Source organism: Erysipelatoclostridium sp. DFI.2.3 (assembly GCF_019132535.1).
Taxonomy (GTDB): Bacteria; Bacillota_I; Bacilli_A; order Erysipelotrichales; family Erysipelotrichaceae; genus Clostridium_AQ; species Clostridium_AQ innocuum.
The window spans coordinates 153,637-179,195 of the sequence record NZ_JAHOOJ010000006.1 but is presented as its reverse complement, the minus strand read 5'-3'; the positions used below and the strand labels follow the sequence as shown (position 1 = coordinate 179,195).

Genomic DNA, 25,559 nt, shown 5'->3' with positions numbered 1-25,559 from the left:
ATGGGACAGAAAGTTAGTCCGATTGGATTACGTGTCGGTGTCATCCGTGACTGGGAGTCCAGATGGTACGCTGACAAGGATTATGCCGATTTATTATTGGAAGATGTAAAGATTCGTGAATTCCTGTTCGCTGAGTGCAAGAATGCATCAGTGTCCAGAGTTGAGATCGAACGTTCTAAAAACCGTGTGGAAATCATGATCCGTACCGCTCGTCCAGGTGTGATCATCGGGACAAACGGTGAAAACGTTGAAATGCTGAAGAAAAAAGTTGAGAAGCTGACTGGTGGAAAGAACATCTACCTGAAGGTTCTGGAAATTGCAAACCCGGATCTGGACGCAAAACTGGTTGCCCGCAGCATTGCGGATCAGCTGGAGCAGCGTGCTTCCTTCCGTACTGCACAGAAGAAAGCAATCCAGAGAACGATGCGTGCTGGTGCAAAAGGTATTAAGACAGCTGTATCCGGTCGTTTAGGCGGAGCTGATATGGCTCGTACCGAAGGCTACAGCGAAGGTGTTGTACCTCTGCACACACTGCGTGCAGATATCGATTATGCTTGGGAAGAAGCATCTACGACTTACGGTCGTTTAGGTGTAAAGGTTTGGATTTGCCGTGGTGAAGTTCTGCCAGGACAGATGGTTCAGGAACCGGAAGCTCCGAAGAACAACATGAACGACAGACGCCGCAATCGCCGTGGTAATCGTGGTGGAAACAGAAACAACAGTCAGAGAAACAATAACAACAGAAACTCTGCTGGTGGAAATGCTCCTAGAAAAGCGGAAGGAGGAAAATAATTTATGTTAATGCCTAAGAGAACTAAATATAGAAGACCTCACCGTTTAAGCTACGAGGGACGTGCAAAAGCCGGTCGTGAAGTATCTTTTGGTGAATATGGTCTAATGGCTGACACTGGTGCTTACGTCAGCAACCGTCAGATCGAGGCCGCTCGTATTGCCATGACTCGTTACATGAAGCGTGGTGGTAAGGTTTGGATCCGTATCTTCCCTCACATGGCAAGAACGAAAAAACCTCTTGAAGTACGTATGGGTTCTGGTAAGGGTGCTCCTGAAGGATGGGTAGCAGTTGTAAAACCGGGCCGTGTTATGTTTGAAATCGCCGGTGTACCTGAAGAAGTGGCACGTGAGGCATTCCGTCTTGCTGCTCACAAGCTGCCGGTGAAGACAAAATTTGTTGTTAGAAAAGGAGAGAAGTAATTATGACAGCGAAAGAGATCAGAGAAAAAAGCAACACTGAATTATTACAAGAGATCGAAACGCTTAAAGATGAACTTTTTAATCTTCGTTTCCAACAAGCTACAGGTCAGTTGACAAACACTGCACGTATGAAGACAGTGAAAAAGACAATTGCCCGTATCAAAACTGTGATGACTGAGCGCGAGCTTGGTAGTCAGGATTAAGGAGGATCACTAAGTTATGGAAAGATCTAACCGTAAAGTATATCGCGGGACTGTAGTTTCCGACAAGATGGATAAGACAATTACTGTTATTGTTGAAACAAAGAAAACACACCCGTTATACGGAAAACGTGTAAAATATTCTAAGAAATTTAAAGCGCATGACGAAAACAATGAAGCTAGAATGGGAGACAAGGTAGAAATCATGGAAACACGTCCATTGTCTGCTACCAAGAGATTCCGTCTGGTGAAAATCGTCGAAAAAGCTGTACAGCTGTAATCAGGAGGTAGACATTCATGATCCAGAATGAAAGTAGATTACGCGTCGCTGACAACACGGGAGCCAAAGAAGTTCTGGTTATCCGCTGCTTAGGCGGAAGCGTTCGTAAGTTTTCAAACATCGGGGATATCGTTGTCTGTGCTGTAAAGCAGGCTGCTCCTGGTGGAACTGTAAAAAAAGGTGACGTTGTCAAGGGTGTAATCGTACGTACAAAACGTGGCGTTCGCCGTGACAACGGAACATACATCAAATTTGATGACAATGCGGTTGTCCTGATCAAGGACGACAATACACCGCGTGGAACTCGTATTTTCGGACCGGTTGCACGTGAGCTGCGTGACAAGGACTTCATGAAAATTGTGTCTTTGGCACCAGAAGTACTGTAAGGAGGTGTCTTTGTGAAAATCAAAAAAGGTGATAAGGTTCAGGTTATTACAGGTGCTTACAAGGGCACTATCGGTGAAGTAACCAAAGTTTTCCCTAAGGAAGACAAAGTAATCGTGGAAGGTGTCAACCTGGTGAAGAAGCATCTGAAGCCTACACAGGTAAATCCGGATGGCGGAATCATCGAGAAGGAAGCTCCGATCCATGTATCCAACGTAATGGCTTACGATTCCAAAGCGAAGAAGGCAAGCCGTGTCGGTTATGAAACAAAAACTGACAAAAAAGGTAACACAGAAAAGGTACGCGTCTACAAAAAAACCGGCGCTGAAGTTAAGTAGGGAGGCTAAAGGATGAATCGCCTAGAACAGAAATATAAAGAGGTCGTAACACCAAGCCTGATGAAGAAATTCAACTACAAATCAGTCATGGAAGTACCTCACGTAGATAAAATCGTTATCAATATGGGTATCGGTGAAGCTATTTCAAACCCAAAAGTGCTGGATGAAGCAGTTGCTGAGCTGGCACAGATCACCGGACAGGCTCCGGTAATCACAAAAGCTAAGAAGTCCATCGCAAACTTCAAACTTCGTGAAGGAATGCCGATCGGATGTAAGGTTACTCTGAGAAAAGAAAAAATGTATGATTTCATGGATAAGCTGATGAACATCTCGCTGCCTCGTGTACGTGACTTCCGTGGTGTCAGTGCCACTTCCTTTGACGGTCGTGGAAACTACACTCTGGGTGTAAAGGAACAGCTGATCTTCCCGGAAATCGATTACGATAAGATCAACAAGGTTCGCGGTATGGATATCGTTATTGTTACGACAGCCAACACGAACGAAGAAGCAAAGGCACTGCTGGAAGAAATGGGCATGCCTTTCAAGAAATAGGAGGACTTAGACGTATATGGCAAAAAAAGCAATGGTTAATAAATCAAAACGTCCTCAGAAGTACAAAGTGCGCGAGTACACCAGATGTGAGCGTTGTGGACGTCCTCACTCAGTTTTACGTAAATACAAACTCTGCCGTATTTGCTTCCGTGAGCTGGCTTACAAAGGTCAGATCCCGGGTGTGAAAAAGGCAAGTTGGTAGTCAGATAGGAGGAATACAGTCATGATTATGACAGATCCGATTGCAGATATGCTTACCAGAGTTCGTAACGCGCTTCAGGCTCGTCACGAAACAGTGGAAATTCCTGCAAACAAAGAAAAAGTTGAAATCGCTAAGATTTTAAAGAATGAAGGATTCATCACAGACTATACAGTCGATGGTGATGTTAAGAAAACCATCACAGTTACTCTGAAATATGGTCCTAACAACGAAAAAGTAATCAACGGGCTGAAGAGAATCTCAAAACCAGGTTTACGTGTTTACGCAAAGGTGGACTCCATTCCTCGCGTAATGAACGGACTGGGAATTGCAATCATCTCTACATCCCACGGTGTGATAACAGATAAAGAAGCGAAAGCTAAACATGTTGGCGGTGAAGTCATCGCTTACGTTTGGTAAGAGCTTAACGGAGGTAAGAAAATGTCACGTATCGGTAATAAAGCGATTACCATTCCTGCCGGCGTTGAAGTAACCATCGCTGCCGGGAATGAGGTGACTGTTAAAGGTTCCAAGGGAACTTTAACTCGTCAGTTTAACCCTGCTTTGGGAATCAAGGTAGAAGAAAATGTATTGACAGTAACTCGTCCTAACGACGAAAAGCATGTGAAACAGCTGCATGGTACAACCCGTGCATTGCTGGCAAACATGGTGGAAGGTGTGTCCGAAGGCTTTACAAAGGAACTGGAACTGGTAGGTATCGGTTTCCGTGCTGCTGTAAGCGGAAGCAAGCTGACCTTAAACGTTGGGTACTCCCACCCGGTTGAGTTCGCTGTAGAAGACGGTCTGAAGGTAGAATGCTCTTCTGCTACGGATATCAAAGTATCAGGAATTGACAAACAACGCGTTGGTGAATTCGCTGCAAACATTCGTGCTGTGAGAAAACCAGAACCTTACAAAGGAAAAGGTATTCGCTATAAAGGTGAATATGTTCGTCGTAAGGAAGGTAAAACAGCAGGTAAGAAATAGTGGGAAAGGAGAAATTGAACAATGCTTAAGAAAGTTTCTAGAAATGACGAGCGTATGCGCCGTCACGTGCGTGTTCGTACCAAAATCAGCGGTACTCCTGAATGTCCCCGCCTGAACGTTTTCCGTTCAAACAGCAACATTCACGCGCAGATCATTGATGATGTTAACGGTGTAACCCTGGCATCTGCAAGTAGTGTAGAATTAAAGTTAGAAAACGGTGGAAATGTTGAAGCCGCTAAAACTGTAGGAACAGAAATTGCAAAGCGTGCAATTGAAAAGAACATCACTGGTGTCGTATTCGACCGTGGTGGATATGTTTACACAGGGCGTGTAAAGGCATTGGCCGAAGCAGCAAGAGTTGCTGGCTTGAAATTTTAGGAGGTTATGCGAATGGAACGTAGACCAAGAAGAAATCGCGATGCTGAAAAAGAATTTGAAGAACGCGTAGTTACCATTAACCGTGTAACAAAAGTAGTCAAGGGTGGACGTCGTTTCCGCTTTGCAGCTCTGGTTGTTATCGGTGACAAGAAGGGCCGCGTCGGCTTTGGTACAGGTAAAGCCAACGAAGTACCTGATGCAATTAAGAAAGCAATCGAAGATGCTAAGAAGAATGTCTTCACAGTACCTGTTGTAGGAACTACAATTCCTCATGCAATCACTGGAAGATACGGAGCTGGAGAAGTATTCCTGCGTCCTGCTTCTGAAGGTACCGGAGTTATCGCCGGTGGTCCTGTTCGTGCAGTCCTGGAGCTGGCTGGTATCAACGATATCCTTTCCAAGTGTCTGGGAAGCCGTACACCAATCAACATGGTTCGTGCTACGATCTCTGCCCTGAAAGATCTGAAAACGATCGAGGAAGTTGCTCGTCTCCGTGGTAAAAAACCAGAAGAAATTCGCGGTTAATAGGAGGATTAGAACATGAAATTACATGAAATGAAATATACTGAAGGAGCTAGACAGAAAAGCTACCGTGTTGGTCGCGGTCATGGCTCCGGAAATGGTAAAACAGCAGGAAAGGGTCACAAAGGACAGAAAGCAAGATCTGGCGGAGGCGTTCGTTTAGGTTTTGAAGGTGGTCAGACACCACTTGCTAGACGTTTACCAAAACGTGGATTTACAAACTTCAATCGCAAGGAATATGCTATCGTAAACGTTGCATCCCTGAACGGGTTTGAAGACGGTACGGAAGTAACTCCGGAACTGTTGATTGAATGTGGATTAGTAAAGAAAGAACTGGATGGTATTAAAATCCTGGGCGAAGGTGAATTGGAGAAGAGGCTGAGCGTAAAAGCAAACAAATTCTCTAAATCAGCAATCGCTACCATTGAGCAGGCAGGCGGAAAAGCAGAGGTTATCTAATCATGTTTAGGACCTTTGCAGACATGTTCAAGAATAAAGATATTCGTAACCGAATATTCTTTACTCTTGCCATGTTGTTCGTCTTTCGCTTCGGTTCAGCAATCACTGTACCGGGCGTAGATGTAACCGAATTGATAAAAGGTATGCAGGACAGCTCACTATTTGCGATGATTAATATGCTGGGCGGTGGTGGTCTGGAGCAGCTTTCCATTTTTGCGATGGGTGTTGGTCCATACATTACTGCCTCCATTATTATTCAGCTGTTATCCATGGATGTCATTCCTGCGCTTACCGAACTGGCTAAGGGCGGAGCAACCGGAAAGAAGCAGATTGACCGTTATACACGCTATCTGGCAGTCGTATTAAGCTTTTTCCAGGCATCCACACTGGTTTACAGTTTCTCCACACAGTATAAAACACTGCTGGTAAATGGAAGCGGATGGGCTTCTATTTTGTACGTTGCGACTCTGTTAACAGCAGGCAGCATGTTCATTCTGTGGATTGGAGACCGTATCAGCATGAAGGGAATTGGAAACGGTGTTTCCATGATCATTGCTGCCGGTATCATCTCCAGACTGCCATATCAGTTTACAACAGCATGGCAGACACTGGTGGATCCAAGCAACAGCAGTGCAACCTTCAATGGTATTCTGACATTCGGACTTTATATTGTGTCCTATCTGCTGATTATCGTATTCGTCGTCTTCATGCAGACAGCAGAACGTAAGATTCCGATTCAGTATACATCCAGTACTGTAACGACTCGTAAGAAGGACATGACTTACCTGCCGCTGAAAATCAATTCCGCCAGCGTAATTCCTGTCATCTTCGCATCCGCCATCATGGTTGCGCCGCTGCAGATCTGCAAAATGGTCTGGCCAGCAGCAAGCTGGGTCAAAACACTGGAAACCTATATGGGAATGCAGACTCCGGTCAGCCTTGTGATCTATGTGGTTTTGATACTGTTATTCACCTTCTTCTATACGAAGCTGCAGGTGGATCCGGAAAAAATCGCAGAGAACCTCGGAAAATCCGGTACGTATATCCCGGGAATCCGTCCGGGTACGGAGACCAAAGAATATGTTAACAAAGTATTGTGCAGAATCACGGTTCTGGGAGCAATCGGGCTTGCCTTTATCGCTGTTCTGCCGCATGCACTGCCTCTGATTCCAGGCATCAATCTTCCACAGTCAATGGGTATTGGTGGAACCGGAATCATCATCGTTGTCGGTGTGGCAATGGAAACGGTAAAACAGATCGAGGGACGCCTGACACAGAAATCCTACCGCGGATTCCTGCAGAGATAAAACGATAGAAGGTGAACCTATGAATATCCTGATTATGGGAGGACCTGGTGCCGGAAAAGGTACGATGTCTGCCAAAATCGTCGAGAAGTTTAACGTTAACCACATTTCCACGGGAGATATCTTCCGCAGTGAAATCGGAAAGGGAACAGCTCTTGGCATGGAGGCGAAAAGCTTCATGGATAAAGGACTGCTGGTTCCCGACGAAGTCGTTAACAATATGGTAAAGAGTTATCTGGAAAAGCTGGAAGACAAGAAAAACGGTTTCCTGCTGGACGGCTATCCGAGAACACTTGACCAGGCCAAAGCATTCGATGCACTGGCTGAAGGCAGCGAGCTTGCCATTGACAAAGTCATCGCACTTGAAATTGACTTTGAAAAGCTGGCAGATCGTGTAACCGGACGCCGCATTTGCAAGGAATGTGGAGAAATCTATCACATCAAATCAAAGCCGAGTAAAACCGATAATGTTTGCGATGTATGTGGTGGAGAATTATTCCAGCGCAAGGACGATACTGTGGAAAGCTTAACAGTGCGTCTGGAAGAGTACAGTTCACAGACGGCTCCGGTGCTTGACTATTATGATAGTAAGGGAATCGTCACAAGAATTGATGCGAGTCAGCCGATTGACAGCGTATGGAATGATACACTGACAGCTCTGGAGAAATAGGAATGGTGAAAGCCAAAACAAATCAGGAGTTGACAAAGATGAGAAAAGCGGGTATAATTGTTGCGCTTGCACATCGTGCAGCAAGTGCAGCAATGCAGCCCGGAATTACCACGCAGGAATTGGATAGAATCATTGAAAATGTGATTCTGGAAAACGGTGCAACACCGTCATTCAAGGGTCTGTACGGCTTTCCGGCAGCAGCCTGTATTTCTATAAATTCTGTCGTAGTACATGGTATCCCAGGCGATACCGTTTTATGCGACGGAGACATTGTTTCAGTAGATATCGGTGCCTGTTATCAGGGGTACCATGGAGACTCTGCCTGGACCTATGGCGTTGGCAAGCTCAGCGAGGAAGATCAGCGACTGATGCGTGTCAGTGAAGAATCCTTGTATGAAGGTTTAAAAATGGCCAGAGCGGGGAATCATTTAACTGATATTTCTCATGCAATCGGAGAATATGTGTTTACGCACGGGTATTCGATTCCAAGAGACTATGCAGGACATGGTATTGGAACTTCTGTCCATGAAGATCCGACAGTTCCAAATTTTGGCCCGGCAGGCCGCGGCATCCTCCTGCAGGAGGGTATGACGCTGGCAGTGGAACCGATGGTTCACGCGGGCAAACCACAGACAAGAATGTTGAAGGATGGCTGGGGTGTCGTCACTAGAGACGGCAGCAAGGCAGCTCATTTCGAACACACGATTGTGATTACAAACCGTGGGTATGAAATACTCACAACACTGAATAAGGAGGAACGTCCAGATAATGGGTAAACAAGATGTTATTGAAATTGACGGAGTTGTCGTAGATACTCTGCCAAACGCAATGTTTAAGGTGAAACTGGCCAACGGACACGAAATTCTGGCTCACGTTTCTGGTAAAATCCGCATGCACTACATTCGCATTTTACCAGGGGACCGTGTTACCGTAGAGATTTCACCGTATGATTTAACACGTGGGCGTATAACATTCCGACACAAGTAAGTCGTGAATTAAGGAGGAAAACGCATGAAAGTAAGACCATCTGTCAAACCAATATGCGATAAGTGCCGCATTATCAAACGTAAAGGCCGCGTCATGGTTATTTGCGAAAATCCAAAACACAAACAGAGACAGGGAAACTAACGGAGGTGTAATGTAATGGCTCGTATTGCAGGTGTAGACTTACCACGCGATAAGCGCGTAGTAGTATCATTAACGTATATTTACGGTATCGGTCGCTCCACATCAGAAAAAATTCTGGCTAAAACTGGAATCAGCGAAGATATCCGTGTAAAAGACTTAACAGAAGATCAGGTAAATGCAATCCGTAACGAAATCGATGGTGTAAAGGTTGAAGGTGACCTGCGTCGTGAGGTTCAGTTAAACATCAAGCGTTTAATGGAAATCGGATGCTACCGTGGAATCCGTCACAGAAGAGGATTACCAGTACGCGGACAGCGTACAAAGACAAATGCTCGTACGCGTAAAGGTCCAGTTCGTACAGTAGCAAACAAAAAGAAATAGGACGATAGGAGGAAGTAAATAATGGCAAAGAACGTAAAAGCGAACTCACGTGGTAAACGTAAGGCACGCAAGAATATTGCTCGTGGAGTTGCACATGTCCACTCAACATTTAACAATACCATCGTTACTATTACTGATGAAAACGGAAATGCTGTAGCATGGTCTAGTGCTGGTGCTTTAGGATTCAAGGGATCTCGTAAATCCACTCCTTTCGCAGCACAGATGGCTGGAGAAGCTGCAGGAAAAGCAGCAATAGAGAATGGTATGAAAGTAATTGCAGTTAGCGTAAAGGGTCCGGGACCAGGACGTGAAGCAGCTGTAAGAGCTCTGCAGGTAGCAGGACTGGAAATCACATTGATCAACGATGTGACACCGATCCCGCACAACGGTTGTCGTCCACCTAAACGACCACGTGGTTAATGATTAACTGTAATTGAGGAGGTAAACTATGCAAAAATTCGAACGTGCACATTTTGAAGTAAAAGAATATGATGAATCTCAACATTACGGGAAGTTTGTGTTTGAACCTTTGGAAAGAGGTTTTGGTACAACCATTGGAAATGCACTAAGACGTGTTTTGCTCTCCTCTTTACCGGGAGCTGCCGTATTTTCAATTAAAGTTGATGGTGTTTACCACGAGTTCACTTCAATTCCTGGAATTGTAGAGGACGTAACGGCAATCATTTTAAATATCAAAACCCTTGTGATGAGTATTCAGGATGATGAAATTTATACCCTGCGTATCTCAAAACAGGGTCCAGGCGCAGTAACCGGTGCTGATATCATTTGCCCGGAAGGTGTGGAGGTAATAAGCAAGGACTTGCACATCTGTACACTGGAAGAGGGCGGAATGCTGGAAATGGAACTGCAGGCTCGTATTGGTCGCGGGTACGTGAGTGCTGACACAAACAAGCAGCTGTACCAGACACCAAATCAGCCTCTGGGAATCATTTACACAGATTCAATTTATACACCAATCGAAAAGGTATCCTATAATGTGGAGCCGACTCGTGTTGGACAGGATGCTCACTATGACAAGGTTGCTCTGGAAATCTGGACAGACTCTTCACTGAGTCCTGCAGAAGCCGTAGCACTTGCCAGCAAAATTCTGATCGACCATCTGGAGCTGCTGACGAATGTTCACGAAGCAGTAAACGATATGGAATCCGTGATGAAGGAAGCACAGGGTGAGGTACAGAATAAGGGACTTGTCATGATGATTGAAGACCTTGACTTATCCGTACGTTCCTATAACTGTTTGAAGCGTGCAGGAATCCAGACTGTGGAGGAACTGACACAGAGAACAGAGGATGAAATGATGCGTGTAAGAAACCTGGGTAAGAAATCATTAAAGGAAGTTAAAGATAAGATCTATGATTTGGGACTGAGTTTCAAGTCATACGAATAAATATTCGCAAGGGAGGTTAATGGACCAATGTGGAATCGTAAATTAGGACGTAAGGCTGACCACCGTAAAGCTTTATTACGTAACATGGCGACATCCGTGATCGCTTACGGTCAGATTGAAACTACTGAAATGAAAGCAAAGGAACTTCGTTCCGTTGTTGATGAACTGATCACACTGGCAAAACGTGGAGACCTGCACGCTCGTCGTCAGGCTGCAAGCTTTGTACGTGATGTTGTTGTCAATGAAGAAACAGGACAGACTGCTCTGCAGAAGCTGTTTGAAGAAATCGGTCCTGCTTATGCAGACCGTAAGGGTGGATATACTCGTGTTGTTAAGACAAGAGTACGTCGCGGAGACGCAGCACCTATGGCAATCATTGAATTAGTTAAATAAATAACATGAGAACTGCAACGCAAATCCATAGCGCTGCAGTTTTTTTATCCCTACGGTAATTTAGACATCCTTTTTTAGGACCAGTGACAAAGGCAGATCAGCTGTTAAACTGGAATTGTTTGACGAGGGCTCCTGTATGATCACAACTGTTGTTGTGCAGGCGATAATAGAATTCCTCCCGTATTAAATTTATGAATATGGAGGATTCATGCATTCGCATTAAACAAATAATCTTATGCGATAGACATATCATGTATTTGATGGAAAAAAAGAAATTGAATACAGATCTGTGGTTTCGTTAACATACGATTCAGCAGTGTCTTTTTATATTGAAAAAAAGGTTACCTGTATTCTTTTTACCTGCATTGTAGTATTATAGTGTTGTAAAGGATGTGGGTAGCTCATGCGAATGAAGAAAAAAGTTCTCATTGCCGGTATTGCGATAATACTTGCAGCTTCCGCCGTTGTTGGCTATATCTGGCCACAAAATTAAAAAAAGGAACAGGATTATGCAAAGATGGAGATAACATTCCAAAAGGATCGCCAGATTCTGGAATATGGGGAAAAGATAGACAGCCGCTCCTTTGTAAAGCATTCATTTGGTGAAGTGAAAACCTACCCGAACGTTAATACAAAGAAAACAGGTAGTCAGACAATCACCTATGTATTGACCTATGAAGGGCAGACGAAAAAAATACCGTATACGGTTGAAGTAAAGGATACAAGAAAACCGACAATAAAGCTGAAGGAGAATCATATTACACTGGAATATGGGCAGAAGTATGATGTCGCAGATAATATAAAAAGCGTTCGTGATCCGATTGACGGACCCTTGAAGAAAGCAAACAAAAAAGCAGCCGGAAGCTATTGGATTGACAGCAAACTGAATGTGTTGGAGGCGGGGAGCTACACCATCACCATACATGCACAGGATTTAAATGGAAACAGTGCAGAAAAAAAGTTTACGGTAACGGTAGAGAAAAAAACAGAGCCGGAGCTGAAGGAAAAAAATCCTTCTTCTTCTGATGAAGCGTCATCATCACAGACAGAAGGTTCCGAAGCTGCATCTGTCGAGCCGTATTACGTCAACGGAGTGCTTCTGGTGAATAAAAAGCATGCACTGCCACAGAATTACGGAGGGATGGATTCCAATGCTTACGCAGCTCTGCAGCAGCTTCAGGTCGGAGCTGAGGCTGCTGGTTATTCCATGCCGCTGATCAGCGGCTATCGTTCCTATGCATATCAGGCTTCCTTGTATAACAGCTATGTCGCACAGGATGGACAGGAGCTTGCTGATACCTATTCAGCAAGACCGGGACATTCGGAGCATCAAAGCGGTCTTGCCTTTGACATCGGTGCCTTGGATAACGGGTATGGCAATACGCCGGGTGGGAGATGGCTGAATGCCCATTGTGCAGACTATGGCTTTATTCTGCGCTATCCGGCAGGTAAGGAAAGCATTACAGGCTATCAATACGAGCCATGGCATGTTCGCTACGTTGGGAAAGAAATCGCATCCCGGATTATGTCACAGGGGATCACGCTGGAGGAATATCTGGGCGATGTATAAGCATAGAAAACAAGTGAACTCTACATTCCTGTATAGAGTTCGCTTTTTTCCATTATGTCCGCCGCTTCATAAGACAGCCGTATTATTGAGGAAAAACAGCAAGCTTCCCATATATAATATTAAGAAACAGGGAAGATTCACCTGCTTTTTGCGGATGTCACTGTACGAATAAACAGAAACTGTTATAATATGGTGGAGCGAGGGATGTACATATGAGAAAACAACTGATGATACTTATGACGGCAGGGTTTCTGCTTGCCGGCTGCAATTCCAACGAGGAAGAGGACGCCCTAAAACAGTATGGGGTAGAGGATACAAAAAGCTGTGATAATCTTGCGGCTGTGAAGCAGGCAGGCGACAAGCTTGTAAAGGACAAGGGAAGTGTCTACTGTGCCATCACAACAGATAAGAATCTGGATCAGGCAACTGCCTTTGTGAAAAAGGATTACGATGCGAAGCGCATCAGCGAGTTTTTAAAGCTTCCATACTACCACAAGGAGTTAACCGAGCGCTATATTGCATACGATGACGGAAAAAGGGCAGTACAGGACATTGTTACGAAAGTTAATATCGGCTTGGATCAGCCATATTTCACCAACGTTGATATAATCAGGGATACTGATGATGTAGCACTGCTGGTTAATAAATATCACCGGCTGCCGGATGATTATGAGCCTAAGAATTTGGTAAAGACTCCGAATGCCTGTGTAATTGGAGAAGATTTTTCCTGTCAGAGCGAGCCTCAGTATCTACGCAAGGAGGTTGCGAATGCATTTTCCGAGCTGGTGAAGGCAGGAAAAGAAAAGCAAATCAATATCAAGGCAATTGCAAGCTATCGCAGCTTTGCATATCAGAAAAATCTGTATGATTATTATGAGCAGAGTCAGGGAAAGGAGTATGCGGATAAATACTATGCCCGCCCGGGACAGAGTGAGCATAACAGCGCCCTTGCCGTGGATGTGACCATTAACAATGAAAATTTCAATGAAATTGAAAACTCAGAGCATTATGACTGGCTGCTTAAACATATCGCAGACTATGGCTTCATCCTGCGATACCCTGAGGATAAGGTGGATGTGACCGGTTATCAGTATGAATCCTGGCATCTGCGCTATGTCGGAAAGGATATTGCTAAGGAAATTGTGAAGCAGGGGCTTACACTGGATGAATATATTGCCAGAAAGGATGTGCAGAAATGAAAAAGCTTATGGTTTTGATGCTGAGTCTGCTGCTGTGTGCATGCAGTACATCAGAGAATAAGGAAAAAGAAACACCGAAAGAGGATCCGAAAAATGAAAATACAACGGTATCCTTTGTCGGAGTCGGAGATAATTTGATTCATGAAATGATATATAAGCAGGCGGATGCTGCTGCCGGTGAGATGAATGATGGAAAATATGATTTTACGGAAATGTATACGCATGTAAAGAAGGATATTCAGAAAGCGGATCTTGCTTATATCGATCAGGAATCCATTGTTGGCGGAGATGCGCTTGGTATCAGTGGATATCCGACATTCAACACGCCTGCGGATATCGCTAAAAATGTTGCGGATACCGGCTTTGATATCGTGAATACGGCAAACAATCACTGTCTGGATAAATATCAGGAGGGAATTGATTATTCTCATGAAATCTGGGCAAAACAGAAGGGCATTATTACAGCTGGAACCTATACCTCCCAGAAGGATCGGGATACGATACGTACAATCAAACGCAAGGGAATCACATTTTCCTTTCTTGCCTATACCTATGGAACAAACGGAATTGAACCACCCAATCCCTACAGTGTTGCTTATTTCGATGAGGACCGGATTCGCGAGGATGTGAAGAAGGCAAAACAGCTCAGCGACGTTGTGATTGTTTCTGCGCATTGGGGTGATGAAAATGTTTCAGCCCCTACGGAGTTTCAAAAGAAGTATGCAAAGCTGTTTGCGGATTTGGGTGTTGATGTTGTTGTCGGTGAGCATCCGCATGTGATTCAGCCGGTAACATGGATGGATGGTAAGGATGGAAATAAGACGCTGGTCATTTACTCACTTGGCAATTTTCTGAATGGAATGCTGGATGTAAATAACGTTCTTGGCGGTATGATCCGTTTCGATTTTGTAAAAGACGCAAAAAGCAGTGAAATTTCCATCCAGAATGTGAAATGGGAACCACTGATTACACATTATACTGGAGATGCTGCGGATATTATGAATACGAGAAAGAATTTCACAGTATATAAGCTGAGTGATTACAGCGAGGAGCTGGCGGAACAGCATGGATTAAATGGTGTGGACGGACAGAAGGTTCGCCTGAATGATCTGTATGCACGAACAAAAAAGGTGATTACAGAAATACCTGTTATAGAAAAAGGGGATACGAAATGACGCTGATAGAAGAAATGGAGATGTATGCGCACGAACATGATGTGCCGATTATGCAGAAGGAGGGCATTGATTTTATGTGCTCCTTTCTGAAGGAGCATAATCTGAAGCATGTGCTGGAAATCGGAAGTGCCATCGGCTATTCGGCAATCCGTATGGCAATGCTGGATATGGATATACAGATCACCACGATTGAACGGGATAAGGATCGCTATGATCAGGCTGTGGAGTATGTAAAAAGAAGCGGCTTGCAGGACCGGATCACACTGCTGTTTGGTGATGCACTGGAGACAGTCGTTGAGGGAAGCTTTGATATGCTGTTCATCGATGCGGCCAAGGCACAGTACACTAAGTTTTTCGAGCGCTATGAGCCATTGCTGAAAAAGGGCGGATATGTAATAACGGATAATCTGAAATTCCATGGTCTGGTAGAGCATCCGGAAAACATTAAAAGCCGCAATCTGCGTAGTCTGGTACGTAAAATCGGAAATTTTGTCGAGTATCTGAAGCAGCGTGAGGATTATGATACACAATTTTATGATTTTGGAGACGGTGTGGGAATCAGCAGAAAAAAAGTGTGAGTATAGATCGGAAAGAAAAGGCGTAGCCGGTGCAGTAAGGAATGAAACTATTCCTGAAATTAAGCTATTTCATGTATCATTTCGCATGTTTTGTGATACAATAGAAACAAGAAAGTGGTGATACTATGAAAAAGATAATACCTGCACTGGCGGTAATTGCCGGAGCTGCGGCACTGGTTGCCTACAAGCTGAAAAAGGATGAGGAAAAACAGATCGTTGATCTTGATCAGGGACTTCTTGAGGATGAGGATGACCTGAATGAAATGGATATGGATGACGAAATTGAAGAAGGTCCGATCAGTGATCCCGCTTCCTGTATGGAGACTGTGAAAAAAGAAGCTGCGGATGCTGCAGAGGATTTGAAAGATCTTGCAAAGGATGCTTTTGAAGAAGGAAAAGAAGCAGCTGAGGATTTTGCGGATGCTGTGAAGAATCAGGCAGCGGAAGCAAAGGATATCGTTCAGGATGCTGCAGAGGAATTTGATACGGATTTTCCGTCTCTCCTGAAGAGTGAAACGGCAGCTCTGAAGGAGCAGGCAAAGAAATTGATGGATGACATGCTGCAGGAGGGTGATGTACATGAAAATGAGCGTCCGGTTCAGCACAGCGTGGTATTCCAGACAGCCGAGGATATGGACAGCTTTAAAAATGAGGTTATCAATAAGGGCTTCGTCATCACAAGAGGGGATGAAGACCTGGAGCTGATTGTATTGCATATCACACCGATTGATGATGTCAAGCTGATGGGAAATATCCTGTATATTGCCGGCGAAGCGAAGCTGCATCATGGTAAATATCAGGGATGGAGCAGTAAGGTTATTTATTAAGCCATACAAATAGAAAGACGTCACATACTGCGGCGTCTTTTTCTCAGCTTTGAAACACTTGCTTTTATTCGCTGAATGCTCATAGCACTATAGAGATTTTTTTCGTAAAGAAAAACCCCCCAGTTTTATGCACCGGGTTTTTTTTTCAATCAATTAACACTGTTTCGTCTATGCGTTTTCCATGCTTATCGTAAAAACGTAATTGTGAAATACTTGAATAAGGCGGAAGGAAGTCATAGCTTTTGATAAGATAGGTATCCAGATTTGATAATCCATCCAGTGATATGGTGAGCTTATCTTTATCATTCTTGGAAGCACGCAAATCAAATTCATAGCGCTCTGCTTTCACGATACTGTTATCGATAAAGATAACGATATGGATATTATCGGGCGTTCCAACCTTCATATAGCCAAAAGGTGTATCAGATTCTCTGCCGCCTTCATAGGAATAGGATGAACCATCCTTCTTAAAAATCAACAGATGATAGGTGTCCCCTTGTTTTAGTAAATATAGTAAGCTTTGCTTATCTTCTATAACATTTAATTGCTCGTGATTTTTATAATTATAGTTCATATAATCCTTTGGATCAACCGTATCCTTGCTGAATTCACATGCGGATAAAATGATTGCGCAGGCGAATATAAATGACAACCTTATTTTTGCTTTCATTTTCTTATCTCCCGTTAAAGTAGAAATGACCTATTCGGCTTTTAGAACAGATGATACGTAAGCCCTATGGATGTAATCATATCACATAGGTAATTGAAAATAATGATATGATTTAATAGCGGTTGTGAACCTTTTCAAAAAAGCAAAGCATATCCTCTAGCTTCAATATGCTTCCATCGTCCAATACGGCCGTTCCACTGAGGTAGCCGAAAACCTGATGCTGATCCGTTACAATGATGAGCGCACTTGTTTTCGCACAACGATCAAGAATCGGTCGAAAGGACATTTCAAAGCGTGCGTCGCTGGATGTAATACGCCAAGGCTTGAGATAGCTGTCCGGCGGTATGTGGAAGGTAACATCCTCCAGCTTGTGTGCAACACCATCATACAGCAGTAGATTTTCACTGGCCGCTGTCGTATCACCAAAGCCGTAGCCGACATTGAAGCCAAACGGTTTTCCTTCCACAAGGCCGTTTCCGTTTCCCCAGTACCAGGTGTTGTCATAGGTCCATACCCCACGCCCCCAATCCAGTGTTCCGAAGGAATCCTGTGGATCAAAGTGTATTGTGTTACCGTCAAAGCTGACATTTCCCTCAGCACGCATGCAATTGATTTTCTGATTGTAGTAAAATGCGGTCTTTTTTTCTTTCCACGGTGTCGCAATTACCATACTGTCCATATCCGGCTGATGCAGCGTGATTTCACAATGGAATGGTTTTCCTTCATAGAAGTTCCGAAAATCACAGCGAAGAATGCGTTTGCCCTTCATGACCTGAAATTCCATATCGAGTCGCTTATCCCTGTATCGGCAGGAGCCGCTTTCCGAGCTGGTCGGCAGCTTCAGCTTACCCATTGGAAATGCGTTCAGTATGGTTTCGGTATGCTCCCAGCCCTTCTTAAAATCAAGAAGAGAAACGGATTGCAGTCCGATATAACCGTCATCGGAGATTGTGAAGGCGACACCGTAAAAATCGTTCAGTATCAGATAATAATCCCATTCCTTGATTCTCCAGCGTTTTGCTTTAATATCCTCTCTGCGATATTCCTGCAGCAATGAACGGGACCAGCCTGCCTCTTTCAAACTGCCATGCTCATCCAGCAGAGGATGACGCTGTGTAACCTCATGATTGCGCATACAATAGCCTCCTGTTCTTCTATCTTCATTATAGGCAGTGTCCTGCAGGATTACAATATCATGACGCAAATCCTTGATTTTAATTGACAAATGATTTTCGTACGAGTATCCTGAACTTACAGATGCCGTAGGCTGTCGCATGACCATCAAATAGCCGGTAAAATAAGCGGTCAAACACGGATACAGTGTCTGCATTAGAGAAGGACAACCGGGAGGATACCTATGAAGCTGCATATACAAAATGTAAAGAAGACCTATGACGATAAAGTAGTGCTGAAAGGGGGCAGCGCTGTTTTTGAACAGGGGAAGATTTATGGCCTGCTGGGGAGGAACGGAAGTGGTAAAACGACGCTGTTTAACTGCATTTCTCACGAGATACCCTGTGAGGGTGATGTTCTGATTGAGGAGCACGGAGAATTGCGTAAGGTAGAGGACAGAGATATCGGCTATGCATATTCCAGCCCGATTCTGCCTGAATTTATGACTGGTTTTGAATATATCCGCTTTTATATGGATATTCATGCAAAGGAAATTGATTCTGCCAAGACCATAGATTCCTATTTTGATCTGATGCGCATCGTAGCGGAGGACCGGCATCGTCTGATTAAGGGGTACAGTCACGGTATGAAGAACAAGCTGCAGATGCTGGGATTTCTGATCTCACGGCCGAAGATCATTTTACTGGATGAACCGCTGACATCCTTTGATGTTGTTGTGGCAAATGAAATGAAGCATTTGCTGCTGGAAATGAAGGAGGAACACATTCTCATATTCTCCACCCATATTCTGCAGCTGGCAAGAGATCTCTGTGATGAGATCGTGCTATTGCATAACGGGGTACTGGAACAGCTCGGTCATGATCTGCTGCAACAAAATGATTTTGAGGATCGCATCGTTTCACTGCTGCAGGAGGAAGTAAAGCATGCTGAGTGATATTCTGCTGCTGTTTCGGATTCGGATGACCAGAAAGGTGAACGGATTTTTCTATTACTTTAAAAAACTCCCTCTGATTGGCAGGCTTTTGAAGGAATCCTGTTATGCGGCTGTAAATCTAAAGGGAGTGCTGAGTGTCTTCTCCTTCTTGGTGGATGTCCTGATGAACCTATTGAAGAATCTGCTGTATCTGTTTGTGGTGATTGCTGTGCCGCTGATCAATCTGCAAAAGGGTGCGAATGATGTGCAGATTAGAAATGGATTTCTGTTTGGCTTTGTACTGTTAAGTCTTGTGGCAGGAAGCATAAGCAACAGCAAGCTTCTCACAGCGGACGATGAAACCTTTATTCTCAGCCGCCAGATGCATATGGCAGCCAGACGCTGTCTGTGCTCCCGCAGCTGGTACAGCTATAGCATGAATGCGATCGGACTCTTCCTGGCGTGCCTGCTTCTGTCCTTTATGTTTTCGTTTCCCTTCTGGTATGCATTTATGGCCGGATTCGGCTATCTGGGCTCCCATCAGTGTATGGACATGCTGCAGATGCGGCGCTTTCAAAGGAAAAACAGCTTTTATTTGCAAGCGAATACATGGAAGCTCCTCATTCCACTTGGCTCCTTGATCTTGCTGTATGCATTATACTGGCTGAATGTGGATTTCAGCTTTACTCCATGGCTGTTCTGCATCTTTGCACTTGTGTGTGCAGCAGCCATCATTCCCTATTTGCGTTTTGAAAGCAGCTATCATGCTTACAGTGAGCTGCTGACATGTCTGCTTGTGGAGAATTATGAAATACTGAAGCTGGACAGCAGCCAGATGAAGCAGATGGAGGTAGCGGTGGATGAAAAGAGCTATACGAGTGAGGAGCTGCAATATCGAACAAAGAATACGGGCTATGCCCTTTTAAATGAACTATTCTTCCGCCGTCATAAGCATCTGATTTATAAGCCGGTAAGGTTTCGTCTGGCTGTCATGACAGCACTCTGGCTTGCAGGGACATGTTTGCTGATCGTGCTGAAGGATGATATGAAACTCACGAAGGATATTCTGGAGCTGCTTCCGCCATTTGTATTCCTTTCCTATATCCTCAGCATCTCACAGCGTGTCTGTAAGGCGATGTTTATGAACTGTGATGTATCGCTGCTGCATTACAGCTATTATCGTAGCAGGGAGGCGGTGCTGGTAAATTTCCGACTTCGCTTAAAAAAGCTTTGCTACTATAATCTCCTGCTGATCATGGTGCTTTGCCTGTATATGAATAGCACCGTTGTGCTTGTTGGATTGCCCTATACTCTCTCCACGCTTCTTCTGTTTGATTTTGCTTTGCTTTGTCTGGCTGTGTTTTTCAGTGTTCATTATCTGTTTGTCTACTATATCTTTCAGCCGTATAATGAGCAGTTTGATATGAAAAACCCGTTTATGTCCATCCTCAACGGTCTTGTGTATCTTTTTTGCTATTTCTGCATGCAGCTGGAGGGAAGTCTGTTGTTTGTCAGCGGTGTTTTGGCTGCTACACTTCTATATATCCCGATTGCGCTTCTCCTAGTATATCGTCTAGCGCCGAAAACCTTCCATTTGAAATGATGGTTAAGGCTATTGGCACTCCCTGGTTCCAATAGGAGCCACGGTATCCATTCCAATGACTTTGGATCCAGACAAAAATAATTTCTATCTGACTCCTGCAGCAGTCTGCGTTATCCATTACAAGGCTGTGGCTAGACGTTGCAGGATAACATAACTACGTTTTTCTCTAAACTGGCTGATGGATCTTGTGGTGAAAAAGGCTCACATATCAAAGGCATACCTGATTCTGATTTCATACTTGGGGAAACAGAAATTCATATCCATTTCGACAATGCGTGCAAAAGCAGCCTGTTGATCATACTGTCTGTATTTCTGAAAGGGGAAGCATTTGAGTATTACGTAAGCTTGGAAACGGTCTAACGTGGACAGGCGGTACCAATTTCAGGAGAACAGGGAATATGCATTGAAGCACAGACCAGGCATATAACGTATGTATATTTTTTTATGCTGCATGAATATGTATCCAACACATGTCCGCTATGGTTCTTTCTTTGTATTATCCAGAAAAATAGATTGCGGAATTTTTTCTTTTCGCTATAATTATAGGAAGTAGGGAGATGAGGGCATGCTGAAGAAAAATTTTAATTATTTTACTATGTTTGCGACCGGGCTGTTTTTCTGTGTGCTCGGTTTTTCCTTTATCTTCGATTCTCTTGCTGTCTGGAACTGGCTGTATACAACGCTTGTTATCGGTATATCCGTCGCCGGTGTTATTCGTATTTTCAATATGATTCTGAATTACCGCAAGCTGAAGCACAAGGGCGGACAGTTTCTGGATATCATCGTGTGGCTGATTGCGATTATCATATCACTGGCGATCCCGGAAACCTTTTTCGCCATCTTTCCGCGTTTGATCGGCTGCTGGATTCTGCTGCATGCCATTATCAAAATCATCGTCTTTTATATCAAAATCAAGGATCGGCTGCCGATTCCGTTTATGAAGGTGATTTTTCTATGCGGCGATTTGATCATAGCCTTTTTTCTGATTGTAAATCCGGGCGCACATGAGGATGTAATCAGCTTTTTTCTGGGTGCCTATTTCCTTATTTACGGAGGAAACACCCTGCTTGATCTGATACGGGAAATTCTTCCGAGCGGTAGCGGGGATAAGCTGGATCAGAAAATTCAGCTCTCGGTACCTCCGGTATTGTCTGCCGTTATTCCTCCACATCTGATGAGTACCCTTTTGAACAAGGATAAAGAGGATGAAATCAAGGAACGCTTTGATGCCATAAAAGAGGATATTCCCGTTGATATGGAGGTACTGATACATTTAGCGCCAAGTGGACCCGCTATGTTTGGACATGCGGATGTCGTATATCGTGGATTGGTCATATCCTATGGCTGTTATGATCCGCATAACCGGCATTTATTCGGTACACTGGGGGATGGTGTCGTCATTATCGCACCAAAGGATACCTATATTCGTAACTGTCTGGAGAATGAGAATAAGACACTGATCGGTTTTGGTGTATCCCTGAATGAGGAACAGAAAAAAAGGCTGAATGACCGCATTCTGGAGGTATTTGAAACCTTTTGTGATTTTGAGTGTGACGAGCAGCTAAAGCAAAAGGGACTTCCCTGCAAGGGGGCTTGTGATGACTATCTGAGCCGTGTTACCCGTACATCACCGGAAGCCAGATTTTATAAGATACGAGAAGGAAAGCTGAAAACCTTTTTTGTGGTATCGAGCAACTGTGTTTTTTTTCTTGGAAACCTGCTGAGCTCTATCGGCTTGAATTTGTTTGACCTCAGCGGTATTATATCTCCGGGAGCTTATTATGATTTTTTAAACAAGCAGTTCAAAAGTCACAAGGGGTTTATCGTATCGCGAAGGCTGTATCGGAAAAAGGATGCGAATCAATTTGATCAAAGCATGTCTGAATTTCATAAGTGATATCATCAGGGCAAGCACGCATCAGCGTTCATCAGGTCTGGTTTACAGAGCTGCACAGCATCTATAACAGCAATAGGATTTATCAAAAGCAGGATGAAAGCGTTTCATAGCTGCTGACTGATAAATCCTTTTTTATTTTCATTCTATGAAAAGATGACATCGTAGAGGGTAACACGATAGATAAGCAATGTTCTACGTCTTTTCTGTTTAAATCAGAATACATACACCATACTGTATGCGTTGCTATCCTGAACCTTACAAAATGGTCACATTTCTAGGAATACATTGACAAATCCCGCTGTTTCATATAGTGTATTAGTGTAATAGATACAGTAGTACAGTTTGTGACATGTACAGGGAGGAGAATACAATGCTGGAGCTGAAACATATAGCAAAAACGTATAAAACAGCAAAGGGAGTGAAAACCGAGGCTCTAAAGGATATCAATCTGCGCTTTCCACAGCGCGGGATGGTGTTTGTTTTAGGAAAATCAGGGTCAGGGAAATCCACCCTGCTAAATATCATCGGAGGACTGGATCAGGCGGATGCAGGGGAAATCATCATCAATGGGAAAAGCTCTGCGGATTTCAAGCAATCGGACTATGATTCCTACCGCAATACGTATGTGGGGTTTATCTTTCAGGAATTTAATCTGATGGAGGAGTATACCATTGAGAAGAACATCGCCATGGCGCTGCAGCTGCAGCAGAAGGAAGCATCCCATGCGGACATCGAAGAAATGCTGAAGCGACTGGGGCTGAGCGGCTATGCGGCAAGATATCCGAATGAATTATCAGGCGGACAGAAGCAGCGTGTTGCGATTGCCCGTGCCTTGATTAAGGAACCGGAAATTTTGATGGCGGATGAGCCGACCGGGGCTTTGGATTCTGCGACAGGGAAAGAGATTTTCGATACTCTGAAGGAATTGAGCAGAGAAAAGCTGGTGATCGTTGTCAGTCATGACCGGGAATCTGCACAAGCCTATGCGGATCGAATCATTGAATTTAAGGATGGTGTTGTGGAAGCTGATAGCGCGCCTGATGTTGAAGAACACGCCGAGGTGTTTGAAGCAATTCATTCCCATCTGCCGTTTAAGGATAGCTTCCGTCTTGGCTTTTCCTGTCTGGGGCATAAGAAGATCCGAATGGTATTCACCATTCTGTTGACCAGCTTTGCCCTGCTGCTGCTGGCTCTTTCGGATGCCGTTGGAAACTTCAGCTCTGTCAATGCGCAGTATAAGGCGGCTGAGGAATTACAGGAGCAGTATGCGGGTGTTCGTTATCAGTATATCGATGATCAGGGAAACGTTATTTATACCGGAATGGATACGCAGATAAAGGATGCAGATATAAAAACTGTTTTAAAGGAGAATCCGCAGCAGAAGTTCGCAAAGGTCTATTCCTGGGATACGATGCCGCTGCGTCTGGGCGATTTGGGAATTGAGGAGCTGGACAGTACAGCATATTCCGCTGCTGTCGAACAGTATAAGCTGACAGAAATGAGCAGCTTTGATGTTCTGGGCTTCAAGGATATCAAGGGAAGGTTTCCAAAGGATTACAAGGAAATGGCGATTTCCTCCTATCTGGCGGATATCATCCTTACACAGGGAATCGCAGATGAAAAAGGAAAGCTGCAATTTCCGAAATCATATGATGATATCTTGCAAAACGTAAAGCTGCCAATCGGTGATACATGGATGCGCATCAGCGGGATTGTAAGTAAGGATACCAGCAAATATGAATCCCTGAAGAAGGTCAGTGCAAATAATATCGACAGTGAAACCTACAAGCTCGTTCGTGAATTCCGAAATATAGCAAATATAAGCAGTAATAAGCTGTATGTGAAAGAGGGCTTTGTAAATACAGTGAAGCAGCAGAAGGGAACCGTTCTGGACAGCAGCAGGCATAATCTATTTCTGCGGGTCAATGATGAGGATAAGGGCATGTCCTCACTGGCCTATCCTGCGCAGGCGGTTTCCTATTATGATGGAACAGGAATGGTTTCCACAAAGAGCGTAAAAAAAGATGAAATCCTGCTTTCACCGGATATGCTGATGTTTATTCTGGGAAAATCAGAGAGCTTCTATAGTGATGCCATGGTAAAGAAATCCACAGAAGAGATTCGCAAGACTTTGCAGGATCATGCAAAGCGGCTGATTGGAAGAAATGTGGAGCTGCATGTGGATGAGGGCTTTGGAAACAGCGGTGAGCTTTTGAAGCAGCAGGTGCGGATTGCCGGTATATTGATGCCGGAGGGAACTTTCAGTATGGAGGATGTTTATCAGATCAATGATAACATTGTCAATAAGGAACTGATCGCCCCTTACATTCCGGATACGCTGTATGTCAGTGAGCTGCTGAGCAGCTTTGATGATACCACATTGAAGCCGTTTCTTGAAAAATATGAGATCAACAACAATCTGTATGCCAACACGGTAGCTACACAGGATGTTAAAAGCATCAAGGATTTTGCGAGCTTCGCTACCAAGGTATTCTTCTATGCAAGCATCGCACTGTTCATCTTTGCGGCAGTGCTGATGATGAATTTTATCATTGTGTCGATTTCCTATCGTAAAAAGGATATCGGTATTCTGCGTGCCATCGGCGCAAGAAGCACAGATGTTTTGAAAATCTTTATCTGGGAGGGCGTCATGCTGGCGGCAATCTCCTATGTAATTACCATGATAGGCTTGCAGCTGGTAACGCTGATAACCAATAATTTTGCCAAGGATGAAATCGGTGTTCTGATTTCACCGGTCATCATCACGCTGCGTCAGCCGCTGCTGATGCTGGTGATCGTTGCGGTTGTAACCTTTATTGCCTGCATCCTTCCGGTTACCAGAATTGCACGCCAGCGTCCGATTGACGCAATCAAGAAGTGATATAACAGTATACATTTTATAGAAATAAGGAGTTGTAGAGAATAGTCGTGAAAAACTGGCTAGTAGGTACTACAGCTCTTTTTTTGTTGGTATTCCATATAAATTGCATGTTTATGATATTGGGATATACCCACTTAATCTTGATAGGTCTTTATGATTCACAGGAAAGAGTAAGGGTTATCAGTGCAAGCATAGCTCAGGTCGTTTTTTAGTGGAAGCATAACTGCTCAGCGTTATACAAGAATGACAGTATTAAACATGAAAATGAAATAAAATATTTATTTATATTTAGGTTTATATTAGCTGTTATTTTCAAA

At 44.1% G+C, this 25,559-nt stretch carries 33 protein-coding genes; 31 read left to right on the top strand and 2 right to left on the bottom strand.

Features of this window, described 5'->3' with window-relative positions:
• The 27 genes from rpsC (at position 1) to KSZ58_RS08210 (ending at position 16,144) form a co-directional block, all read left to right on the top strand.
• Positions 1-792, top strand: a complete 792-nt coding sequence (gene rpsC, locus KSZ58_RS08340; protein WP_002607422.1) for a 30S ribosomal protein S3 — start codon at positions 1-3, stop codon at positions 790-792.
• A 3-nt stretch (positions 793-795) separates the two neighbouring features.
• Positions 796-1,212: a 50S ribosomal protein L16 gene (gene rplP, locus KSZ58_RS08335; protein ID WP_002607423.1), complete on the top strand. Its 417-nt coding sequence runs from the start codon at positions 796-798 to the stop codon at positions 1,210-1,212.
• A gap of 2 nt (positions 1,213-1,214) precedes the next feature.
• Positions 1,215-1,415, top strand: a complete 201-nt coding sequence (gene rpmC / locus KSZ58_RS08330) for a 50S ribosomal protein L29 (protein WP_002607424.1) — start codon at positions 1,215-1,217, stop codon at positions 1,413-1,415.
• A 16-nt stretch (positions 1,416-1,431) separates the two neighbouring features.
• The gene (gene rpsQ / locus KSZ58_RS08325) at positions 1,432-1,692 is read left to right on the top strand and encodes a 30S ribosomal protein S17 (RefSeq protein WP_002607425.1); all 261 of its coding nucleotides are present in this window, start codon (positions 1,432-1,434) and stop codon (positions 1,690-1,692) included.
• A gap of 17 nt (positions 1,693-1,709) precedes the next feature.
• Positions 1,710-2,078: a 50S ribosomal protein L14 gene (rplN, locus tag KSZ58_RS08320; RefSeq protein WP_002607426.1), complete on the top strand. Its 369-nt coding sequence runs from the start codon at positions 1,710-1,712 to the stop codon at positions 2,076-2,078.
• A gap of 12 nt (positions 2,079-2,090) precedes the next feature.
• The gene (gene rplX / locus KSZ58_RS08315; protein WP_009587339.1) at positions 2,091-2,414 is read left to right on the top strand and encodes a 50S ribosomal protein L24; all 324 of its coding nucleotides are present in this window, start codon (positions 2,091-2,093) and stop codon (positions 2,412-2,414) included.
• A gap of 12 nt (positions 2,415-2,426) precedes the next feature.
• Positions 2,427-2,966 (top strand): 50S ribosomal protein L5, encoded by a 540-nt coding sequence (rplE, locus tag KSZ58_RS08310; protein WP_002607428.1) that lies wholly within the window; start codon positions 2,427-2,429, stop codon positions 2,964-2,966.
• A gap of 16 nt (positions 2,967-2,982) precedes the next feature.
• Positions 2,983-3,168: a type Z 30S ribosomal protein S14 gene (locus KSZ58_RS08305; protein WP_002607429.1), complete on the top strand. Its 186-nt coding sequence runs from the start codon at positions 2,983-2,985 to the stop codon at positions 3,166-3,168.
• A 21-nt stretch (positions 3,169-3,189) separates the two neighbouring features.
• On the top strand, positions 3,190-3,585 hold the full coding sequence (rpsH, locus tag KSZ58_RS08300; protein ID WP_002607430.1) for a 30S ribosomal protein S8: 396 nt from the start codon (positions 3,190-3,192) through the stop codon (positions 3,583-3,585).
• Between the two features lie 21 nt (positions 3,586-3,606).
• Entirely contained in the window at positions 3,607-4,152 is a 546-nt protein-coding gene (gene rplF, locus KSZ58_RS08295; protein ID WP_002607431.1) for a 50S ribosomal protein L6, read from the top strand.
• Positions 4,153-4,173: 21 nt separating this feature from the next.
• Complete coding sequence (gene rplR, locus KSZ58_RS08290) at positions 4,174-4,530, top strand: 50S ribosomal protein L18 (RefSeq protein WP_002607432.1); 357 nt, start codon at positions 4,174-4,176, stop codon at positions 4,528-4,530.
• 12 nt (positions 4,531-4,542) lie between these two features.
• A complete protein-coding gene (rpsE, locus tag KSZ58_RS08285) occupies positions 4,543-5,055 on the top strand; it encodes a 30S ribosomal protein S5 (protein ID WP_002607433.1) in 513 nt (170 codons plus the stop codon).
• Positions 5,056-5,070: 15 nt separating this feature from the next.
• The gene (rplO, locus tag KSZ58_RS08280) at positions 5,071-5,511 is read left to right on the top strand and encodes a 50S ribosomal protein L15 (RefSeq protein WP_008818597.1); all 441 of its coding nucleotides are present in this window, start codon (positions 5,071-5,073) and stop codon (positions 5,509-5,511) included.
• A gap of 2 nt (positions 5,512-5,513) precedes the next feature.
• Positions 5,514-6,818, top strand: a complete 1,305-nt coding sequence (secY, locus tag KSZ58_RS08275) for a preprotein translocase subunit SecY (protein WP_008818598.1) — start codon at positions 5,514-5,516, stop codon at positions 6,816-6,818.
• 4 nt (positions 6,819-6,822) lie between these two features.
• Positions 6,823-7,485 (top strand): adenylate kinase, encoded by a 663-nt coding sequence (locus KSZ58_RS08270; RefSeq protein ID WP_373144771.1) that lies wholly within the window; start codon positions 6,823-6,825, stop codon positions 7,483-7,485.
• Between the two features lie 2 nt (positions 7,486-7,487).
• Positions 7,488-8,261: a type I methionyl aminopeptidase gene (gene map / locus KSZ58_RS08265; RefSeq protein ID WP_002607437.1), complete on the top strand. Its 774-nt coding sequence runs from the start codon at positions 7,488-7,490 to the stop codon at positions 8,259-8,261.
• Positions 8,254-8,472: a translation initiation factor IF-1 gene (gene infA / locus KSZ58_RS08260; protein ID WP_002607438.1), complete on the top strand. Its 219-nt coding sequence runs from the start codon at positions 8,254-8,256 to the stop codon at positions 8,470-8,472. The genes map and infA overlap by 8 nt, the downstream gene beginning before the upstream one ends.
• Positions 8,473-8,496: 24 nt before the next feature.
• Complete coding sequence (rpmJ, locus tag KSZ58_RS08255) at positions 8,497-8,613, top strand: 50S ribosomal protein L36 (RefSeq protein WP_008979808.1); 117 nt, start codon at positions 8,497-8,499, stop codon at positions 8,611-8,613.
• 15 nt (positions 8,614-8,628) lie between these two features.
• Positions 8,629-8,994 (top strand): 30S ribosomal protein S13, encoded by a 366-nt coding sequence (rpsM, locus tag KSZ58_RS08250; protein WP_002607439.1) that lies wholly within the window; start codon positions 8,629-8,631, stop codon positions 8,992-8,994.
• 21 nt (positions 8,995-9,015) lie between these two features.
• Positions 9,016-9,414, top strand: a complete 399-nt coding sequence (rpsK, locus tag KSZ58_RS08245; protein ID WP_002607440.1) for a 30S ribosomal protein S11 — start codon at positions 9,016-9,018, stop codon at positions 9,412-9,414.
• A 28-nt stretch (positions 9,415-9,442) separates the two neighbouring features.
• Positions 9,443-10,402, top strand: a complete 960-nt coding sequence (locus KSZ58_RS08240) for a DNA-directed RNA polymerase subunit alpha (protein WP_008726983.1) — start codon at positions 9,443-9,445, stop codon at positions 10,400-10,402.
• A 27-nt stretch (positions 10,403-10,429) separates the two neighbouring features.
• A complete protein-coding gene (gene rplQ / locus KSZ58_RS08235; protein WP_002607442.1) occupies positions 10,430-10,795 on the top strand; it encodes a 50S ribosomal protein L17 in 366 nt (121 codons plus the stop codon).
• A 517-nt stretch (positions 10,796-11,312) separates the two neighbouring features.
• On the top strand, positions 11,313-12,365 hold the full coding sequence (locus KSZ58_RS08230; protein ID WP_009269761.1) for a D-alanyl-D-alanine carboxypeptidase family protein: 1,053 nt from the start codon (positions 11,313-11,315) through the stop codon (positions 12,363-12,365).
• A 212-nt stretch (positions 12,366-12,577) separates the two neighbouring features.
• Positions 12,578-13,564, top strand: coding sequence for a M15 family metallopeptidase (locus KSZ58_RS08225; RefSeq protein ID WP_008818600.1), 987 nt, complete (start codon positions 12,578-12,580; stop codon positions 13,562-13,564).
• On the top strand, positions 13,561-14,739 hold the full coding sequence (locus KSZ58_RS08220) for a CapA family protein (protein WP_002607445.1): 1,179 nt from the start codon (positions 13,561-13,563) through the stop codon (positions 14,737-14,739). Before KSZ58_RS08225 ends, KSZ58_RS08220 begins: the two co-directional genes overlap by 4 nt.
• Complete coding sequence (locus KSZ58_RS08215; RefSeq protein ID WP_008818601.1) at positions 14,736-15,317, top strand: O-methyltransferase; 582 nt, start codon at positions 14,736-14,738, stop codon at positions 15,315-15,317. Before KSZ58_RS08220 ends, KSZ58_RS08215 begins: the two co-directional genes overlap by 4 nt.
• Positions 15,318-15,442: 125 nt before the next feature.
• Positions 15,443-16,144, top strand: a complete 702-nt coding sequence (locus KSZ58_RS08210; protein WP_008818602.1) for a ribonuclease E inhibitor RraB — start codon at positions 15,443-15,445, stop codon at positions 16,142-16,144.
• 145 nt (positions 16,145-16,289) lie between these two features.
• On the opposite strand, the gene KSZ58_RS08205 is transcribed toward KSZ58_RS08210, so the two are convergent.
• Both KSZ58_RS08205 and KSZ58_RS08200 read right to left on the bottom strand, forming a co-directional pair.
• A complete protein-coding gene (locus KSZ58_RS08205) occupies positions 16,290-16,814 on the bottom strand; it encodes a hypothetical protein (protein ID WP_008818603.1) in 525 nt (174 codons plus the stop codon).
• 112 nt (positions 16,815-16,926) lie between these two features.
• Positions 16,927-18,039: a DUF2804 domain-containing protein gene (locus KSZ58_RS08200; RefSeq protein WP_244343581.1), complete on the bottom strand. Its 1,113-nt coding sequence runs from the start codon at positions 18,037-18,039 to the stop codon at positions 16,927-16,929.
• Positions 18,040-18,171: 132 nt separating this feature from the next.
• On the opposite strand from KSZ58_RS08200, the gene KSZ58_RS08195 reads away from it, so the two are divergent.
• The 4 genes from KSZ58_RS08195 (at position 18,172) to KSZ58_RS08180 (ending at position 25,242) form a co-directional block, all read left to right on the top strand.
• Positions 18,172-18,882 (top strand): ABC transporter ATP-binding protein, encoded by a 711-nt coding sequence (locus KSZ58_RS08195; RefSeq protein WP_022300296.1) that lies wholly within the window; start codon positions 18,172-18,174, stop codon positions 18,880-18,882.
• Entirely contained in the window at positions 18,872-20,464 is a 1,593-nt protein-coding gene (locus KSZ58_RS08190) for a hypothetical protein (RefSeq protein WP_022300297.1), read from the top strand. The genes KSZ58_RS08195 and KSZ58_RS08190 overlap by 11 nt, the downstream gene beginning before the upstream one ends.
• A gap of 565 nt (positions 20,465-21,029) precedes the next feature.
• Entirely contained in the window at positions 21,030-22,361 is a 1,332-nt protein-coding gene (locus tag KSZ58_RS08185; protein ID WP_009269756.1) for a hypothetical protein, read from the top strand.
• Positions 22,362-22,731: 370 nt separating this feature from the next.
• Positions 22,732-25,242, top strand: coding sequence for an ABC transporter ATP-binding protein/permease (locus tag KSZ58_RS08180; RefSeq protein ID WP_008818608.1), 2,511 nt, complete (start codon positions 22,732-22,734; stop codon positions 25,240-25,242).
• Positions 25,243-25,559 lie beyond the last annotated feature (317 nt).

Coding starts and splice junctions, on each gene's coding strand:
- rplQ (WP_002607442.1), top strand. CDS start 10,430: ATGTGGAATCGTAAATTAGGACGTAAGGCTGACCACCGTAAAGCTTTA.
- rpsK (WP_002607440.1), top strand. CDS start 9,016: ATGGCAAAGAACGTAAAAGCGAACTCACGTGGTAAACGTAAGGCACGC.
- rpsQ (WP_002607425.1), top strand. CDS start 1,432: ATGGAAAGATCTAACCGTAAAGTATATCGCGGGACTGTAGTTTCCGAC.
- rpmJ (WP_008979808.1), top strand. CDS start 8,497: ATGAAAGTAAGACCATCTGTCAAACCAATATGCGATAAGTGCCGCATT.
- KSZ58_RS08205 (WP_008818603.1), bottom strand. CDS start 16,814: ATGAAAGCAAAAATAAGGTTGTCATTTATATTCGCCTGCGCAATCATT.
- KSZ58_RS08225 (WP_008818600.1), top strand. CDS start 12,578: ATGAGAAAACAACTGATGATACTTATGACGGCAGGGTTTCTGCTTGCC.
- rplF (WP_002607431.1), top strand. CDS start 3,607: ATGTCACGTATCGGTAATAAAGCGATTACCATTCCTGCCGGCGTTGAA.
- infA (WP_002607438.1), top strand. CDS start 8,254: ATGGGTAAACAAGATGTTATTGAAATTGACGGAGTTGTCGTAGATACT.
- KSZ58_RS08210 (WP_008818602.1), top strand. CDS start 15,443: ATGAAAAAGATAATACCTGCACTGGCGGTAATTGCCGGAGCTGCGGCA.
- KSZ58_RS08180 (WP_008818608.1), top strand. CDS start 22,732: ATGCTGGAGCTGAAACATATAGCAAAAACGTATAAAACAGCAAAGGGA.
- KSZ58_RS08240 (WP_008726983.1), top strand. CDS start 9,443: ATGCAAAAATTCGAACGTGCACATTTTGAAGTAAAAGAATATGATGAA.
- rpsH (WP_002607430.1), top strand. CDS start 3,190: ATGATTATGACAGATCCGATTGCAGATATGCTTACCAGAGTTCGTAAC.
- rpsM (WP_002607439.1), top strand. CDS start 8,629: ATGGCTCGTATTGCAGGTGTAGACTTACCACGCGATAAGCGCGTAGTA.
- rpsC (WP_002607422.1), top strand. CDS start 1: ATGGGACAGAAAGTTAGTCCGATTGGATTACGTGTCGGTGTCATCCGT.
- KSZ58_RS08220 (WP_002607445.1), top strand. CDS start 13,561: ATGAAAAAGCTTATGGTTTTGATGCTGAGTCTGCTGCTGTGTGCATGC.
- rplO (WP_008818597.1), top strand. CDS start 5,071: ATGAAATTACATGAAATGAAATATACTGAAGGAGCTAGACAGAAAAGC.
- KSZ58_RS08195 (WP_022300296.1), top strand. CDS start 18,172: ATGAAGCTGCATATACAAAATGTAAAGAAGACCTATGACGATAAAGTA.
- rpmC (WP_002607424.1), top strand. CDS start 1,215: ATGACAGCGAAAGAGATCAGAGAAAAAAGCAACACTGAATTATTACAA.
- KSZ58_RS08190 (WP_022300297.1), top strand. CDS start 18,872: ATGCTGAGTGATATTCTGCTGCTGTTTCGGATTCGGATGACCAGAAAG.
- KSZ58_RS08305 (WP_002607429.1), top strand. CDS start 2,983: ATGGCAAAAAAAGCAATGGTTAATAAATCAAAACGTCCTCAGAAGTAC.
- secY (WP_008818598.1), top strand. CDS start 5,514: ATGTTTAGGACCTTTGCAGACATGTTCAAGAATAAAGATATTCGTAAC.
- KSZ58_RS08215 (WP_008818601.1), top strand. CDS start 14,736: ATGACGCTGATAGAAGAAATGGAGATGTATGCGCACGAACATGATGTG.
- rplN (WP_002607426.1), top strand. CDS start 1,710: ATGATCCAGAATGAAAGTAGATTACGCGTCGCTGACAACACGGGAGCC.
- map (WP_002607437.1), top strand. CDS start 7,488: ATGGTGAAAGCCAAAACAAATCAGGAGTTGACAAAGATGAGAAAAGCG.
- rplR (WP_002607432.1), top strand. CDS start 4,174: ATGCTTAAGAAAGTTTCTAGAAATGACGAGCGTATGCGCCGTCACGTG.
- rplP (WP_002607423.1), top strand. CDS start 796: ATGTTAATGCCTAAGAGAACTAAATATAGAAGACCTCACCGTTTAAGC.
- KSZ58_RS08230 (WP_009269761.1), top strand. CDS start 11,313: ATGGAGATAACATTCCAAAAGGATCGCCAGATTCTGGAATATGGGGAA.
- KSZ58_RS08185 (WP_009269756.1), top strand. CDS start 21,030: ATGCTGAAGAAAAATTTTAATTATTTTACTATGTTTGCGACCGGGCTG.
- rplE (WP_002607428.1), top strand. CDS start 2,427: ATGAATCGCCTAGAACAGAAATATAAAGAGGTCGTAACACCAAGCCTG.
- rpsE (WP_002607433.1), top strand. CDS start 4,543: ATGGAACGTAGACCAAGAAGAAATCGCGATGCTGAAAAAGAATTTGAA.